Origin of the sequence: Comamonas sp. UBA7840, from assembly GCF_002501455.1 — a bacterium.
GTDB classification, from domain to species: domain Bacteria; phylum Pseudomonadota; class Gammaproteobacteria; order Burkholderiales; family Burkholderiaceae_C; genus Comamonas; species Comamonas jiangduensis.
The window spans coordinates 1-15,838 of record NZ_DLTI01000020.1 but is presented as its reverse complement, the minus strand read 5'-3'; the positions used below and the strand labels follow the sequence as shown (position 1 = coordinate 15,838).

Sequence of the window (15,838 nt, the reverse complement as noted above, 5' to 3'; positions counted from 1 at the left end):
TTTTCCCCCTGGTTTGATTCGTAGCACCCCATGACCTACAACGCCTGCGCCCCCTACCCCCGTGATCTGATTGGCTATGGCCGCACTCCGCCCCACCCCCAGTGGCCCGGCAAGGCACGCGTGGCGGTGCAGTTTGTGCTGAACTACGAAGAAGGCGGGGAAAACTGCGTGCTACACGACGATGCTGCCAGCGAGCAGTTTCTGTCCGAAATGTTCAACCCGGCCGCCTACCCTGAGCGCCACATGAGCATGGAAGGCATCTACGAATACGGCAGCCGTGCGGGCGTGTGGCGCATCCTGCGCGAGTTTGAAAAGCGCGACCTGCCGCTGACGGTATTTGGCGTGGCCACCGCCTTGCAAAAACACCGCGAAGTAGCGCAAGCCTTTGCCGAGCTGGGCCATGAAGTGGCCTGCCATGGCCTGAAATGGATCCACTACCAAGGCGTGCCAGAAGAAGTCGAACGCGCCCACATGGCGCAGTGCATGGAGATTTTTGGCGAGCTGTACGGCCACGATGGTGACCACGGCCTGGGCTGGTACACCGGCCGCGACAGCCCCAACACCCACCGTCTGGTGGCCGACGATGGCCGCTTTAGCTACGACAGCGACTACTACGGCGACGACCTGCCGTTCTGGATGACCGTGCGCAAAACCGATGGCAGCCAGCACCAGCAGCTCATCGTGCCGTACACCTTGGACTGCAACGACATGCGCTTTGCCCTGCCCCAAGGCTTTTCGCACGCCGATCCGTTCTTCCAGTACCTCAAAGACACGTTCGATGTGCTGTACGCCGAAGGCGCCGAAGACGGTGACAACGCCCCCAAGATGATGAGCATCGGCATGCACTGCCGCCTGCTGGGCAAGCCCGGGCGCATCACGGCGCTGCAACGCTTTTTGGACCACATCCAGCAGCACGATCAGGTGTGGGTGGCCCGCCGTATTGACATTGCCCGCCACTGGGCGCAGCGCTTTCCTGCGCCCGCGCTGTGATGGAGAGTTTGAAGCCAAATTAGCCTCTAGCGCTTATTCCGCCTGCGCAAGCAGCTCTTGTTTTAGATAGGAAGTACCATGGCCCTGACCTTGGAACAACTCAACGCCGCCGACAGCGCCACGGCCGTGCAGCTGCTCGATGGCCTGTATGAACACTCGCCATGGATTGCAGAGCAAGCACTAGCGCAGCGCCCCTTCAAGTCGCTGGCGCACCTCAAATACGCCATGGTGCAGGTGCTGGAAAAAGCCGGTGTGCAGGCGCAGCTGGCGCTGATTCGCGCCCACCCGGAGCTGGCAGGCAAGGCCATGGTGGCAAAAACGCTGACGGCAGAATCCACCAACGAGCAAAACAAGGCGGGCCTGACCGCTTGCACGCCCGAAGAGTTGGCACACATCCAGCAGCTCAACGCGGACTACAACGCCCGCTTTGGCTTTCCCTTCATTCTGGCTGTGCGCGGCCCGCGTGGCACTGGCTTGCCCAAGCAGGAAATCATTGCCACCTTTGCACGCCGCCTGCACAACCACCCCGACTTTGAGCGCGCGGAGGCCATTCGCAACATCCACCGCATTGCGGAAATACGCCTGAACGACAAGTTTGGCTACGAGCCCACGCTGGGCAACGACGTGTGGGACTGGCAGGAAAAATTGGCCCAGCACAGCGAGCCGGGCTATGCCGAAAAGGGCCAACTCACCGTTACCTACCTGACCGATTCGCACCGCGCCTGCGCCCAGCGCATCAGCCACTGGATGCGCGACTGTGGTTTTGATGACATTGAAATTGACGCCGTGGGCAACGTGGTGGGCCGCTACCACCCTGCCCACAAAGACGGCAAATACCTGCTGACAGGCAGCCACTACGACACGGTGCGCAACGGTGGCAAGTACGACGGGCGCCTGGGCATCTTTGTGCCCATGGCCTGCGTGCGCGAGCTGCACCGCCAAGGCAAGCGCCTGCCGTTTGGCATCGAAGTGGTGGGTTTTGCCGAAGAAGAAGGCCAGCGCTACAAAGCCACCTTCCTGGGCTCTGGCGCGCTGATTGGCGACTTCAAGCCCGAATGGCTGGAGCAAAAAGACGCCGACGGCATCACCATGCGCGAGGCCATGCAGCACGCCGGCCTGTGCATCGATGACATTCCCAAGCTCCAGCGCGATGCCGCCCAGTACCTGGGCTTTATCGAAGTGCACATCGAGCAAGGCCCGGTGCTCAATGAATTTGACATTCCGCTGGGCGTGGTCACGTCCATCAATGGCGGTGTGCGCTACGTGTGCGAAATGATAGGCACCGCCAGCCACGCCGGCACCACGCCCATGAACCGCCGCCGCGATGCGGCGCTGGGCGTGGCCGAGCTGGCGCTGTACATGGAAGAGCGCGCACTGAAAGACGGCGACAGCGTGGCCACCATCGGCATGCTGCAGGTGCCCAATGGCTCGATCAACGTGGTGCCCGGCCGATGCGCCTTCAGCATGGACTTGCGCGCCCCGACCGATGCCCAGCGCGATGCCATGGTGGCCGATGTGCTGGCCAAGTTGAACGAGATCGCCCAGCGCCGCGGCCTGCAATACAAAACCGAGCTGGCCATGAAAGCTGCCGCCGCGCCCAGCGATCCTGCCCTGCAAACGCTGTGGGAAAACGCGGTACATGCCTTGGGCGTGCCACTGCTGCGCATGCCCAGTGGCGCGGGCCACGATGCCATGAAACTGCACGAAGTCATGCCCCAGGCCATGTTGTTCACGCGCGGTCTGAACGGCGGCATCAGCCACAACCCGCTGGAAGCTACCACCAGCGACGACATGCAACTGGCCGTCGATGCCTTCAGCCATGTGCTGGCGCAACTGGCTGCCCACTAAACCCTAGCGATTCGAGACAACACAATGACCCAAGACCGCCAAGCCACCTACGCCGCGCTGGATGCATGGATTGATGCGCACTTTGACGAACAAGTGCAGTTTCTGCAGGCGCTGGTGCAAGTGCCCACGGATACCCCACCCGGCAACAACGCCCCCCATGCCGAGCGCACGGCAGAACTGATCCAGGCATTTGGCTTTGACGCCGAAAAGCACGTAGTGCCCACACAGCAGGTGAAGGACTACGGCATGGAGTCCATCACCAACCTGATCGTGCGCCGCCCTTACGGCGCAGGCGGCAAAACCATTGCGCTGAACGCCCACGGCGACGTGGTGCCGCCCGGTGAAGGCTGGAGCAAAGACCCCTACGGCGCCGAGATTGAAGACGGCAAGATGTATGGACGCGCCACCGCCGTGAGCAAGAGCGATTTCTCCACCTTCACCTTCGCCGTGCGGGCGCTGGAAGCCGTGGCCAAGCCCACCCAAGGCAATGTGGAGCTGCACTTTACCTACGACGAAGAGTTTGGCGGGCTGCTGGGCCCCGGCTGGCTGCTGGAGCAAGGCCTGACCCAGCCCGATTTGATGGTGGCTGCCGGCTTTAGCTACGAAGTAGTCACCGCCCACAACGGCTGCCTGCAGATGGAAGTGACGGTGCACGGCAAGATGGCCCACGCGGCGGTACCCCACACCGGTGTGGATGCGCTGCAAGCGGCCGTGGCCATCATGAACGGTTTGTATGCCGAAAACGTGAAGTACCAGCAGGTGCTGTCCAAGGTGCCCGGCATCAAGCACCCTTACCTGAACATTGGCCGCATTGAAGGCGGCACCAACACCAATGTGATTCCCGGAAAGGTGGTGCTGAAGCTGGACCGCCGCATGATTCCCGAAGAAAACCCTGCCGAGGTGGAAGCATCCATCCGCGCTGTGATCGCCAAGGCCGTGGAAGCCTTCAACACCGAACACCGCTACCAAGGCGACGATGCCGTGCGCGTTCAGATTAAACGCCTGCTGCTGGCCAACGCCATGACACCTTTGGCGGGCAATGCGCCTTTGGTCGATGCCATCCAAAAGCATGGCGAAGCCGTGTTTGGAGAAAAGCCTCCGGCCGTAGGTACTCCGCTGTACACCGATGTGCGTTTGTATGTGGAGCGCGGCATTCCCGGCGTGATCTACGGCGCCGGCCCCCGCAGCGTGCTGGAAAGCCATGCCAAACGCGCCGATGAGCGCCTGGAGCTGGAAGACCTGCGCCGCGCCACCAAGGTCGTCGCGCGCAGCTTGGCGGATTTACTCGCTTAAGAAGCCTCCGCCCTCGCAGTTTCTGCAGTAAGTTGCAGCCCCTATCGCTTACGCGCTGGGGGCTTTTTTACGCACTGAAAAATGCGTGGTTCTTGCCGCAGCATGCCAGCACAGCCAGCGTTGCGCCCCTTGCTCATTGCACGCATGCAGCACACAAACACCTCGATTCAAGGTATCGATAGCGCCGCTCAAATTTCATAGTGCAAAAAGCCTTCTTGCTTCACAAAAAAGAAATCCATCCACTTCAAAAATTTGGCATTTTTAAGGGGCAAACCCCTAGGAAATAAGAGCAGATCGGGGGTTTCTCTTGGAACGCTTTTCACCTTACTTTGTATACACTTTTTGTATGGATCGTTGTGCGCAAGATGTGCATTGCGTTCTGTCAAAACAGATCAAGGATTCCAAGGAAGACCCCCATGCAAACCAATGTGCATCCTGTTGATGAAAAACTACCTTTAGGGCGCGTGACTGCGCTGGGCCTGCAGCACGTTTTGGTGATGTACGCCGGCGCTGTGGCTGTGCCCCTGATCGTGGGCCGTGCGCTCAACCTCCCGCCCGAACAAGTGGCCATGCTGATCTCTGCGGACTTGTTTGTCTGCGGGCTGGTCACGCTGGTTCAAGCCATGGGCTGCACACAGTGGTTTGGTATCAAGCTCCCCGTCATGATGGGCGTAACCTTTGCCGCCGTCGGCCCCATGGTGTCCATGGCGCAAAGCACCGGAGGCCACGCAGGCGCCGGGTTGATTTTTGGCTCGGTCATCGGTGCCGGGGTGATCTCCATGCTGATTGCGCCGGTCATTAGCCGCTTGCTGCGTTTCTTCCCGCCGGTGGTCACAGGCACCATCATCACCGTCATCGGCATCAGCCTGATGCGCGTGGGCATCAACTGGATTTTTGGCAACCCCGTCGGCCCAACCGCCCCCTCGGTGCCCAACCCCGAGCACCTGAAGTGGCTGTCAGAGGCACAGGCCATGGCGGGCGCGCCGGGCACCTCTCTGCCGCCCGTACCCAAAGGCTTTGCCGTGGTGCCCACCATCCCCAACCCCAAATACGCGGATCTGACGGGGGTTGGCATCTCTGCCGCCGTGCTGCTTACCATCTTGCTGGTGGCGCGCTTTGGCAAGGGCTTCCTGGCCAATATTTCGGTGCTGCTGGGGATTTTGGTCGGCGGCATCATCACCGCTGCCATGGGTCTGATGGACTTTCACAAAGTGGCACAAGCCCAGTGGTTCAACCTGGTGCTGCCTTTTGAAATTGCCATGCCCGTGTTTGACCCCATTCTCATCTTGACCATGACCCTGGTCATGGTGGTGGTGATGATTGAATCCACCGGCATGTTCCTGGCCCTATCTGACATGACCGGCAAACCGATCAGCCAAAACGAGCTGACACGCGGCCTGCGCACCGATGGCTTGGGCACCTTGATTGGCGGCATCTTCAACACCTTTCCCTACACCAGCTTCTCGCAGAACGTGGGGCTGGTCGCGGTCACGGGCGTCAAAAGCCGCTGGGTCTGCGTGGCAGGTGGGGTAATTTTGATCGTGCTGGGTGTGCTGCCCAAAATGGCCATGCTGATTGAGTCTTTGCCCACCGTCGTGCTGGGTGGTGCTGGACTGGTGATGTTTGGCATGGTGGCTGCTACCGGCATCCGCATCTTGTCTACGGTGGACTTCAAGGACAACCGCAACAACGCCATGATTGTGGCGGTGTCCATCGGCGTGGGCATGATCCCGCTGGTGGCACCCAACTTCCGCCAGTGGATGCCCCACGCCATCCATCCTCTGATTGAATCCGGTATCCTCTTGGCCTCGATTGCTGCGGTGCTCCTGAACGTGTTTTTCAATGGCGCACGTGGCGATACCCAAGCCGTTATCAATGCCGCGCGCCAGGCAGATGCGCACTAAAGCATCCTGACCTAGCTCCACGCCCAGCTTATTTGGGCGCCCGCAGCCCCGGCCTATCCAGCCGGGGTTTGTGCATGCGGTGACGCATATTGCAGCGCACCATAGGTTCATTGATAGCAGACACACGACCTGGAGTAAGCTCTAGGTAAGCAAGCACCTAGCTTGCCGAGTCAGATTCACCAGATTTTTGTATGACGCAAACCCTGTCCACCGCTGAACAAGCCCTGCGCGATGCTGCGCGTGAGTACCACGCTAGCCCTAACAAGGGCAAGATTTCGGTCACCCCGACCAAGCCCCTGTCCAACCAGCGTGACCTGTCGCTGGCCTATTCCCCCGGCGTGGCTTACCCCTGCTTGGATATTGAGGCTGACCCCTCCAAAGCCGCCGAGTACACCTCGCGTGGCAATTTGGTGGGCGTCATCACCAACGGCACTGCGGTGCTAGGTCTGGGTGATATCGGCCCACTGGCTTCCAAGCCTGTGATGGAAGGCAAGGGTTGCCTGTTCAAAAAGTTTGCCGGTGTGGACGTGTTCGACATCGAACTGGCCGAACGCGATCCCGACAAGCTGATCGACATCATCGCCTCGCTGGAACCCACGCTGGGCGGTATCAATCTGGAAGACATCAAAGCGCCGGAATGCTTCTACATTGAGCAAGAACTCTCCAAGCGCATGAACATTCCCGTCTTCCACGACGACCAGCACGGCACCGCCATCATTTCCAGCGCTGCCCTGTTGAACGGCCTGGAGCTGGTGAACAAAAAGATTGAAGACGTGAAGGTGGCGGTCTCTGGCGCTGGCGCTGCGGCCATTGCCTGCCTGAACGTGATGGTGGGCTTGGGTGTGCGCCGCGAAAACATTTTCGTGTGCGACTCCAAGGGCGTGATCTACCAGGGCCGCCCCGGTGGTTTCGACGCCTCCAAGGCGCAATACGCACAAGACACCGACAAGCGCACGCTGGCCGATGCGGTAGACGGCGCCGATGTGTTCCTGGGCTGCTCGGCCCCCGGTGTGCTGACGGCAGACATGGTCAAGACCATGGCGCCCAACCCCATCATCTTGGCGCTGGCCAACCCTGAGCCTGAAATTCGCCCTGAACTGGCCAAGGCCGTGCGCCCCGACTGCATCATCGCTACAGGCCGCTCGGACTACCCGAACCAGGTCAACAACGTGCTGTGCTTCCCCTACATCTTCCGCGGCGCGCTCGATTGCGGCGCCTCCAAGATCACGGAAAGCATGAAGCTCGCTTGCGTGCGCGAAATCGCAGCGCTGGCAAAGCAAGACGTATCGGACGAAGTGGCTGCGGCCTACCAGGGCAAGGAGCTGAAGTTTGGCCCCGACTACCTGATCCCTACGCCCTTCGACACCCGCTTGATCATGCGTATCGCCCCCGCTGTGGCCCAGGCTGCAGCAGAGTCGGGCGTGGCTATGCGCCCCATCGAAGACATTGCCGCTTACCGTGACAGCCTCAGCCGCTTTGTCTACCAAACCAGCATGATCATGCGCCCCGTGTTTGCTGCCGCCAAGAGCAATCTGCAGCGCGTGGCCTATGCCGAAGGTGAAGACGAGCGCGTGCTGCGTGCCGTGCAAGTGGTGGTGGAAGAAGGCTTGGCCAAGCCCATTTTGATTGGCCGCCCTGCCGTGATCCTCGCGCGCATTGAAAAAGCCGGCCTGCGCCTGCAACCCGGTGTAGACGTGGAAATCTGCAACCCCGAAGACGACCCGCGTTTCCGCCAGTACTGGGAAACCTACCACCGCATGATGGGCCGCGAAGGCGTGACGCCCGAGACTGCCAAGTCTGCCGTGCGCCGCTCCAACACCCTGATCGCGGCCTTGATGGTCAAGCTCGGCGATGCCGATGCCATGCTGGCTGGATTGGTGGGGCGTTTTGACCGTCACCTTGACTACATCGAGACCGTGCTGGGCCACAAGGCGGGTGCCGACCGCTTGGCCACTGTGAACGCCTTGTTGCTGGAAGACCGCACCCTCTTCATCGCGGACACCTACATCAACGAAGACCCCACCGCCGAAGAGCTGGCCCAGATCGCCAAGATGGCGGCCGACGAAGTGGCGCGCTTTGGCATTCCACCCAAGGTGGCCTTCCTGTCGCATTCCAACTACGGCTCCTCCAGCCGCAAATCTGCCAAGAAGATGCGTGCCGCGCGCGACCTGTTCGCGGCTGCCAACCCCGGCATCGAATGCGATGGCGAAATGCATGGTGACGCCGCGCTGGACGAAAAGGTGCGCGCGCGCACCTTGCTGGACAGCACGCTGCACGGCGAAGCCAACGTGCTGATCTGCCCCAACCTGGACGCGGCGAACATTCTGTTCAACGTGCTCAAGACCACGGCATCGCACGGCACCACCATCGGCCCGATCTTGATGGGCGCCTCGGCCTCGGCCCATGTGTTGACACCCTCGTCCACCGTGCGCCGCGTCGTCAACATGACCGCGCTGTCGGCGGCGCAAGCGATTGCGCACAAGGCCTAAGCCCCGGCGCGATTCACCGCGCTGCTGAAGTACAAAGCCCTTGGCACCTGCCAAGGGCTTTTTTCATGCACTTTCATGCGCTGGGATGCGCTTTGCACTTGGATGCGGTGAAGCAGCGCAAGCCATGTTGAGACGTTGAGAAGCTTTGATTTATGTAGCAGCTAGCGCTTGTGAATACTTGACTTCACAGATAAACCCATCTGAAACGACGATATATCCAGCGCCGTTAGCTCACATTTCATCAATCGCGGTACTGGCGCTACCTGCCTGCGGGGTGGCTTTGCCTGCATCCCCATCGATGGCAAAGCGCTCACGGCAGGTGACGTAGAAGCTGGCACCAAAACGGCCCACGGGAAAGTAGTCCTGCAGTTTCACACGCCAGGTTGCGGTGTCTACCAGGCCATCGCGCACCGCCAGCCACTGCACGCGGCCGATGAAGACGTAGCGGCTGTCGGTTTCCATCAGCTCGTGCAGCACGCACTCGAAGGCCACGGGCACCTCGGCAATGCGCGGCACCTGCACGGTCTGGGACGGCGTGGTCTGCAGGCCGGTGTAGGCCAGCTCGCTCTCGGTCACGGGCAGGCGGTCCCCACAGCGGTGCATGGCGGCCGCGATCGGTTCATCGGCCAGGTGCACCACGAACTCTTTGGTGCGCAGGATGTGCGCCGCCGTGTCTTTGAGCTGGCCGTCCTGCAGCTTGTTCACGCTGAGCATGACCACCGGCGGATCTTCCCCCACCATGTTGAACATGCTGAACGGCGCGGCATTCACCGTGCCGTCCGCGGCCAGCGTGGTCACTAGGGCAATCGGCCGCGGCACGATCAGGCTGGCCATGAGCTTGTAGCGCTCGTACGCGCCGAGGGTGGAGAAATCAATTTCGGTCATGGAGCTTTCCGTTTCTGTCGCCATGCGGCGCCCTATGCCCCGGAACGCCGCAACTTGCATGCCAATTGTGTATGCAATCCGGGCATTGATCTTGCTGAACCCGTGCTCCTTCCACCCTTTGATTGTGTTGAACCATGCGCAAACGCCAATTCCTGCAGACTGCTGCCGCCGCCTTGCTGGCCACCTCGGCCATGACCAGCGCCCACGCACAGGCTACGCCTTTGAAGTTCCAGCTCGACTGGCGTTTCGAAGGCCCAGCCGCCCTGTTCGTGCACCCGGAGCAAAAGGGCTACTTCAAGGACGTCGGTCTGGATGTGAATGTGGAGGCCGCCAGCGGCGCCGGCGCCATCCAGCGCGTGGCCTCGGGCACGCACGACCTGGGCTTTGCCGATCTGGCTGCGCTGATGGAATTCCACGCCAACAACCCGGACGCGCCTATCAAGCCCGTGGCCGTCATGGTGATCTACAACACCACCCCGGCCTCAGTGATGGCGCTGAAGAAGTCCGGCATCACCAAAGCGGAAGATCTGACTGGCAAGAAGATGGGTGCCCCGATTTTTGACGCTGGCCGCCGCACCTTCCCCATCTTTGCGCAGGCCAATGGCGTAGGCGATGTGCAGTGGACCACCATGGACCCACCACTGCGCGAGACCATGCTGGTGCGCGGCGACCTGGACGCCGTGACCGGCTACACCTTCACCAGCCTGCTGAACCTGGAAGCCCGCGGCGTCAAGCGCGAGGACGTGGTGGTGCTGCCTTATGCCACGCATGGCGTGCAACTGTACGGCAACGTCATCATCGCCAGCCCCAAGCTGATTGCCGAAAAGCCCGAGGCCGTGCGCGCCTTCCTCAAGGCCTTCGCCAGGGGGGCCAAGGAAAGCATTGCTCACCCCGAGGCGGCCATCGCCTCCATGAAGGCCAAGGACGGTCTGGTCAATGCACCGCTGGAAGTCAAACGCCTGAAGCTGACCGTCGAAACCGCCATCGACAGCGAAGGCGCGCGCAAAGAAGGCTTTGGCCAGCCCAACCCCGCACGCCTGCAGCTGATGGCCGACCAGGTCGCCAAGGCCTACGCCACCAAGCACCCCATCCCCGTCCAGGCCGTGTGGAAGGGCAGCTTTCTGCCCAGCGCGGCAGAATTGGACGTGCTGCCCAAGCGCTGAGCCACCGCATGCCCCACCGCCATGTCATGTGGCGTGAAAGACATGGCAACAGTGACAAGGCCTGCAGCCGTGCAGGCCTTTTTTTGCGCTGCATTGTGGGGCGTGAGGTGTGGGGCGTGCGCCCTGCCCCATTCACTCAAAATAAGAGCAGTTTGCGCTTGCCTACATTGGATCTAGCGCCCAAATACCGCAAAATGCAGGCTACACAAGCGCTAACAGCTCCTCTTTTTGCTATATCACCACCCACCATGACTGCTGCACCCAAGCTCGTTCGCATCGAAACCCAAGACCTCACGCACGCCAAGCACGGCCAACCCAGCCGCCCCATTCGCGGCAACACCACCTACCAAACGCTGGAGAGCTTCAGTGCGCAGCACGGTCAGCTCAGCAGCGGCGTCTGGGAGGCCACGGCCGGCGCGTTCCGCTCGCACTGCGCGGGCTATGTGGAGTTTTGCCACATCCTGGAAGGCAGTTGCCGAGTCGTTGACCCCGACGGCACCACCCACCGTTTTGGTGCAGGCGACAGCTTTGTTTTGCCCGAAGGTTTTGCTGGCCACTGGGAAGTGGACGAACGCGTCAAAAAAGTCTTTTTCATCGCGCAAACCCAGCGCTAAAAAAATTGGCAGCGCAAGGCATGGCGTCAAAGGCACTGAAAAAAGTCTTTTCAAATCATGCTGCAACGCAACATTTTTCATATTACAAAACACGAAATCGCCCGTTGAAAAAAACAACGATTTCTACGTAATATCCACATCACCATTTGTGATTAGAGCGCTCTCTTGGTTCTTTCTTTTTCAAGACTGGGGGTTAGTATCTAAGGGTTCCAACCGATTCCCAAATAGTGAATGCACTGTTTGGGATCGCCATCGCGATCACTTTGCCTCACCCATGCCGTGGCGCAAATCACAAGGAGTGCATATGTTCCGTAGAACCGTTTTGGCTGCAACCGCCGTATTGACCGTTGCCGCAGGCCTGCCCACACTGGCACAGGCCAAAGACGCCTGGCCCGTCAAGACCATTACCTTGGTGCAACCCTATGCACCCGGTGGCACCAGCGACATGCTGGCCCGCATCGTGGCGCTGGAGCTGGAAAAGCGCATTGACGCCGCTGTGATCGTGGAAAGCAAGCCCGGCGCCAACGGTAACATCGCCACGGCCTACGTCAGCCGCGCCAAACCCGATGGTGGCACTTTCCTGGTCGGCTCCAGCAGCCCTGTGGTGATCTCGCCCTCGCTGTACAAGAGTGTGCCCTACAACCCTAGGACCGATCTGACCCCCATCACCCCCATCGCCAAGGCGCCCTTTCTGCTGGTGACAGGCGCGACTTCTGGCATCAACAGCGTGGATGAGCTGGTCAAGCAGATCAAGACCGACAAGCTGAACTTCGGCTCGGCCGGTGCGGGCTCGCCCCAGCACATGATCGCGGAAATGTTCCACATGCAGATCAAGGCCAAGTCGCCCCATATCCCCTACAAGGGCTCGGCCCCGCTGATCATTGCGCTGATGGCCAACGAGGTGCAGTACGGCATCGACAACCCCGTGCCCCTCAAGCCCCAGATCGACGGCGGCAAGCTCAAGGCACTGGCCATCACCAGCAAGCACGCATCGCCCAAGTTCCCCGGCGTCAAGAGCTTGCACGAGCTGGGCTATACCGACTTTGAAGTCGAACCCTGGTACGGCATGATCGGCTCCAAAAATCTGCCCAAGGAACTGGCCGAACGCATGAACGGCTATGTGCGTGACATCCTGGCGCAAGACAGCGTGAAAAAGAAAATCTCTGACCTGGGCGCCGAAGCCTATGGTCTGAGCACGACTGAATTCACCGCCCTGATTGATGCCGACATCAAAAAATGGGGCGCAGCAGTCAAAGCCTCAGGCGCGACCGCCGATTAAGCCTGACGCATAGCGCGTGCAGCACAGCACGCCATGCTGAAATCCAAGCCGCCTTCTTGCGAAGGCGGCTTTTTTAATGCACGTGAGGGGTTGCGGAAAAAGCTACTCTGCCCAATCTCTACAAACCACCTCCAACCCACCCCGCCAGCCATAAAAAATGAGCAGCTCGCGCATGCTCCTTCAGTACATAAAGCAACTTTATTGGCAAAAATCAATCCTAGTCTGCGTAAGATGCTCTCGAAAACAGAGCAGCACCTAATTCACCATTTTTTGCCGCAACAACGCCACTGCGTCGTGCGCATTCATCGCCGCAGCGCACGCCAACGCCGTGTTGCCTTGGTGATCCGCTCTGTCAATCTGCGCGCCACGCTCTAGCAGCAGCGCCACAATATCCGTGCGGTTGAACATCGCAGCAAACATCAACGGCGTACGGCCATCGGGCGACGGGCCATCCACCTGTGCACCGTGATCCAGCAGCAACCGCGTCATCTCCAGATCACCCTTAAAAGCAGCGCCTGCCAAAGGTGTTTGCCCACGCCCATTCGGAATCTGCGCATCAGCACCATGCTGCAATAGCACCTTGGCCGCTGCTCTATGACCGTAGTAGCTGGCCAGCATCAATAAACTATCGCCCTTGGCATTGCGCAACGTTGCAGGCAGCCCATTTTCTAGCCACAGCGCTAACTGCGGCGCATCGCCCTGACGCGCCGCATCAAACACACGTTCAGCGAATGCCAAGGTTGCATCGTCCAAAGCAGAGGTGTTTTCACTCATCAATCGCTTCCTTTCAGATCTGCATGCGCGAACAACCCGCATTTCACTCGAACCAGTGTATGAAATTAATCTTTAGCTATGGTTTTTAAATTTTAATAATTCAAATCAAACAAACCTATCTCCTTCGCTCTACATGCGCAGGGCTCCGCAACCAGGTCACATACCCACGCAGATGACCAGATAGCTCCCAATCCATGTGTAGAATATGCAGCTTCCGGAGGTTTGGGTGAGTGGTTTAAACCAGCAGTCTTGAAAACTGCCGAAGGAGTGATCCTTCCGTGAGTTCGAATCTCACAGCCTCCGCCACCTTCATAATGAAATCAGCAACTTACAATAGTTTTTGATTTCTGTACCACATAAGGTACCACTTAAAACAAAGGCTGCACCCTCACAGGTGCAGCCTTTTTTCTTTAGAACGTACTCAAAGTCTTCGAAGCAGGAAGCCATGTGCTATTGCACAAATCGAAGTCAAGACCAGTCTCCCAACATCAAAGCACGCCGATACCACGACTACCGACCGAAGGCGGCCCAAGCGCACAAGCATAAGCTGCACCAATACAGCAACCCAGCGCGTACTCATACCCACGCCTGCTGCAAGCTTGTGCTTTATGACGGCAGTAGCTTCGCCACTAGGTTGCATTTGAGTGCTTGACCATCTCGAACCCCTACTGTTTTCCCCCAGCTCGTTCGACCTCTATCGCAGCACCAACTATGTTGGTATATGGCCATGCTTCGATGTGCGGCAAGACTATTTACGCACAGAGTTCACACCTGCACCATTGCAGCACCTTGATACACATACCACCAGCTTGCTGCAACGCCAAACATGTAGCCTGTCACCTGGCGCAAGCAGCAGATGCTTTTTTCAGCAACCAATCATCCGGGATCCGACATCCAAGAAGCACTTCACTCTGGGAACATCATTTTTTTTCTTTCCTCAAAGAACGACTCCAACTTCAACTCCTTGCGGTGACTTATTATCAGGTTTATCACATCAGACCTACTTATTCCATAAAAATCAGATACATTCTGCAACCATTCAGCATTAGATGACTTAATTGTCATATTGAACTTGGCTAGACCAACTTTGTTTTTTGATTTTTTTGTTCTATAGCTATCAACAATTCTTTTAAAATATCTATAGCAATCACCTTCTTCTATAAAAATAACATCCATTCTGAGTACAAGCTCTGAAAGATCACTAATCGGATTAGATCGGTATTTTAAAAGGAAATTGTTCGCAACACTAATCTTTAATTTAACATCTTCACCTTCTATTTTCTGAGCCCATTTAACATCAAAGTTATCATTTATTCTTTGCTTAAAGCAAATTCGTGCTTTTCTTATTAAACGATCAATATGTAAAATATCATTTTTTTCGTCAAGTAATTTATAATAAAAAAATTCCAATTTGAGTATTTCATACTCTTTATCTTCAAATATTCCTTCCGGAATATATCTCGACACATCTTCCAAGCATCGCTTCCATAGAACGTAATCTAATCCAGATAATTTTTTCTCTAAATAAGCAGATAAAAACAATAAACCTCTTTTGCTAGAAAAAATAATTTCATTATTTTCTGTATTTATTTTTATCTTTTCATAGTCATTGTACAAGTCATTAAAATCATAATTTTCATTAGTTTTTATTTTACTTATTTCATTTTCCAAAAAAGAAATTTCATTACCTTTCTTAGCACCGCTTGAATTCAATTGAATCTTCAAGCACACAGCTAAAAACCTTGTCAGTCTATCATTTTTCACAAATCATCCAATCATAAGCGCTTATGAAATAGTTGCATTTTGGTGACGTTTGCTTCACGTAATGCTCATGAATCAACTTTGTTTGCAGCATGTAAATCTTATGTTTTTACCAACTTACATGCCTGAAAGCGATGCGATAGCCTTTGATTTCAGCAGTTACAGAGAGGCTTCCCAAAGAGTCTACTTAGTACAACCAACTTGTGCAAGCAGGTTAGACCAATGAAAAAAATAACTGTGCTGGTCATCCGATGACGACAATCATCGAAAGCAGGTCATGCGTATCATTAGACTCAACGAGGTTATAAACAGAACTGGGCTTGGCAAAACATCGCTGTACAAGTTCATTAAGGCTAAAACATTCCCTCAGCCAATCGCTCTTGGAGAGCGAGCTGTCGGATGGGTTGAGGCCGAAGTTGATCAATGGATTACAGCGCGTATAAACGAACGAGAATTATCTAAGATTAATACTTTCCCAGAGTAATAAACATCAATAATTTTTAGGAATTAAAGCAATTTAAAAATTGAAGGCTTGGTGTATCCAAGCCTTCGATTAAATCATTGTGTAGGGGTAGCTATATATAGAGAATATGTATAGATAGAGGTATATAGAGAATATGTATAGATAGAGGTGGGGTAGCTGGGGTTGTTTAAAGATAAATGACTTAGACAAAAGCTCTATATCAAGCATTCACTTGCAAAGCAGGTCAGTCTTTTGTGAAGCATCATGCATATGGCAATGCATACCACTTCATGATGCCAGTCAGGATTCAAGTTAAAAAACCAAAGGCACTCGTAGATGATTTGAGAAGAAGACAAACATCTAATGGATCTACAA

General features: G+C 56.7%; 12 protein-coding genes and 1 tRNA gene. 10 read left to right on the top strand and 3 right to left on the bottom strand.

All coding sequences use genetic code 11. From position 1 onward, the window contains the following. The first annotated feature begins 30 nt into the window (after positions 1-30). The 5 genes from puuE (at position 31) to B3R00_RS05810 (ending at position 8,524) form a co-directional block, all read left to right on the top strand. Positions 31-990, top strand: coding sequence for an allantoinase PuuE (puuE, locus tag B3R00_RS05830; protein WP_286998003.1), 960 nt, complete (start codon positions 31-33; stop codon positions 988-990). A gap of 78 nt (positions 991-1,068) precedes the next feature. After that, positions 1,069-2,838: a 2-oxo-4-hydroxy-4-carboxy-5-ureidoimidazoline decarboxylase gene (gene uraD, locus B3R00_RS05825; RefSeq protein WP_286998001.1), complete on the top strand. Its 1,770-nt coding sequence runs from the start codon at positions 1,069-1,071 to the stop codon at positions 2,836-2,838. 24 nt (positions 2,839-2,862) lie between these two features. After that, the gene (locus B3R00_RS05820) at positions 2,863-4,131 is read left to right on the top strand and encodes an ArgE/DapE family deacylase (RefSeq protein WP_286998000.1); all 1,269 of its coding nucleotides are present in this window, start codon (positions 2,863-2,865) and stop codon (positions 4,129-4,131) included. 416 nt (positions 4,132-4,547) lie between these two features. After that, entirely contained in the window at positions 4,548-6,035 is a 1,488-nt protein-coding gene (locus B3R00_RS05815) for a nucleobase:cation symporter-2 family protein (protein ID WP_219162514.1), read from the top strand. Between the two features lie 191 nt (positions 6,036-6,226). After that, positions 6,227-8,524 (top strand): NADP-dependent malic enzyme, encoded by a 2,298-nt coding sequence (locus tag B3R00_RS05810; protein ID WP_286997999.1) that lies wholly within the window; start codon positions 6,227-6,229, stop codon positions 8,522-8,524. A 231-nt stretch (positions 8,525-8,755) separates the two neighbouring features. Here B3R00_RS05810 and B3R00_RS05805 read toward each other — a convergent pair whose 3' ends face one another. Further along, positions 8,756-9,409 carry a flavin reductase family protein gene (locus B3R00_RS05805; protein WP_286997998.1) on the bottom strand — a complete coding sequence of 218 codons (654 nt, stop codon included), beginning with the start codon at positions 9,407-9,409 and terminating at the stop codon, positions 8,756-8,758. 134 nt (positions 9,410-9,543) lie between these two features. Between B3R00_RS05805 and B3R00_RS05800 the strand changes: the two genes are divergently transcribed. The 3 genes from B3R00_RS05800 to B3R00_RS05790 all read left to right on the top strand — a co-directional run bounded on the left by B3R00_RS05800 (position 9,544) and on the right by B3R00_RS05790 (position 12,465). After that, entirely contained in the window at positions 9,544-10,572 is a 1,029-nt protein-coding gene (locus B3R00_RS05800) for an ABC transporter substrate-binding protein (RefSeq protein ID WP_286997996.1), read from the top strand. Positions 10,573-10,820: 248 nt separating this feature from the next. Next, on the top strand, positions 10,821-11,186 hold the full coding sequence (locus B3R00_RS05795; protein WP_286997995.1) for a cupin domain-containing protein: 366 nt from the start codon (positions 10,821-10,823) through the stop codon (positions 11,184-11,186). Positions 11,187-11,490: 304 nt separating this feature from the next. Continuing rightward, entirely contained in the window at positions 11,491-12,465 is a 975-nt protein-coding gene (locus tag B3R00_RS05790; RefSeq protein ID WP_286997993.1) for a Bug family tripartite tricarboxylate transporter substrate binding protein, read from the top strand. A 255-nt stretch (positions 12,466-12,720) separates the two neighbouring features. Here B3R00_RS05790 and B3R00_RS05785 read toward each other — a convergent pair whose 3' ends face one another. Beyond that, on the bottom strand, positions 12,721-13,239 hold the full coding sequence (locus B3R00_RS05785) for an ankyrin repeat domain-containing protein (protein WP_286997992.1): 519 nt from the start codon (positions 13,237-13,239) through the stop codon (positions 12,721-12,723). 216 nt (positions 13,240-13,455) lie between these two features. Between B3R00_RS05785 and B3R00_RS05780 the strand changes: the two genes are divergently transcribed. Further along, a tRNA-Ser gene (locus B3R00_RS05780) sits at positions 13,456-13,545 on the top strand. A 600-nt stretch (positions 13,546-14,145) separates the two neighbouring features. Here B3R00_RS05780 and B3R00_RS05775 read toward each other — a convergent pair. Further along, complete coding sequence (locus B3R00_RS05775) at positions 14,146-14,970, bottom strand: hypothetical protein (protein WP_286997991.1); 825 nt, start codon at positions 14,968-14,970, stop codon at positions 14,146-14,148. Positions 14,971-15,277: 307 nt separating this feature from the next. On the opposite strand from B3R00_RS05775, the gene B3R00_RS05770 reads away from it, so the two are divergent. Further along, positions 15,278-15,484, top strand: coding sequence for a helix-turn-helix transcriptional regulator (locus B3R00_RS05770; RefSeq protein WP_286997989.1), 207 nt, complete (start codon positions 15,278-15,280; stop codon positions 15,482-15,484). Positions 15,485-15,838 lie beyond the last annotated feature (354 nt).

What these genes read in the sequence shown, in the direction of transcription:
- puuE (WP_286998003.1), top strand. Translation starts at nt 31, where the DNA reads ATGACCTACAACGCCTGCGCCCCCTACCCCCGTGATCTGATTGGCTAT.
- uraD (WP_286998001.1), top strand. Translation starts at nt 1,069, where the DNA reads ATGGCCCTGACCTTGGAACAACTCAACGCCGCCGACAGCGCCACGGCC.
- B3R00_RS05820 (WP_286998000.1), top strand. Translation starts at nt 2,863, where the DNA reads ATGACCCAAGACCGCCAAGCCACCTACGCCGCGCTGGATGCATGGATT.
- B3R00_RS05815 (WP_219162514.1), top strand. Translation starts at nt 4,548, where the DNA reads ATGCAAACCAATGTGCATCCTGTTGATGAAAAACTACCTTTAGGGCGC.
- B3R00_RS05810 (WP_286997999.1), top strand. Translation starts at nt 6,227, where the DNA reads ATGACGCAAACCCTGTCCACCGCTGAACAAGCCCTGCGCGATGCTGCG.
- B3R00_RS05805 (WP_286997998.1), bottom strand. Translation starts at nt 9,409, where the DNA reads ATGACCGAAATTGATTTCTCCACCCTCGGCGCGTACGAGCGCTACAAG.
- B3R00_RS05800 (WP_286997996.1), top strand. Translation starts at nt 9,544, where the DNA reads ATGCGCAAACGCCAATTCCTGCAGACTGCTGCCGCCGCCTTGCTGGCC.
- B3R00_RS05795 (WP_286997995.1), top strand. Translation starts at nt 10,821, where the DNA reads ATGACTGCTGCACCCAAGCTCGTTCGCATCGAAACCCAAGACCTCACG.
- B3R00_RS05790 (WP_286997993.1), top strand. Translation starts at nt 11,491, where the DNA reads ATGTTCCGTAGAACCGTTTTGGCTGCAACCGCCGTATTGACCGTTGCC.
- B3R00_RS05785 (WP_286997992.1), bottom strand. Translation starts at nt 13,239, where the DNA reads ATGAGTGAAAACACCTCTGCTTTGGACGATGCAACCTTGGCATTCGCT.
- B3R00_RS05770 (WP_286997989.1), top strand. Translation starts at nt 15,278, where the DNA reads ATGCGTATCATTAGACTCAACGAGGTTATAAACAGAACTGGGCTTGGC.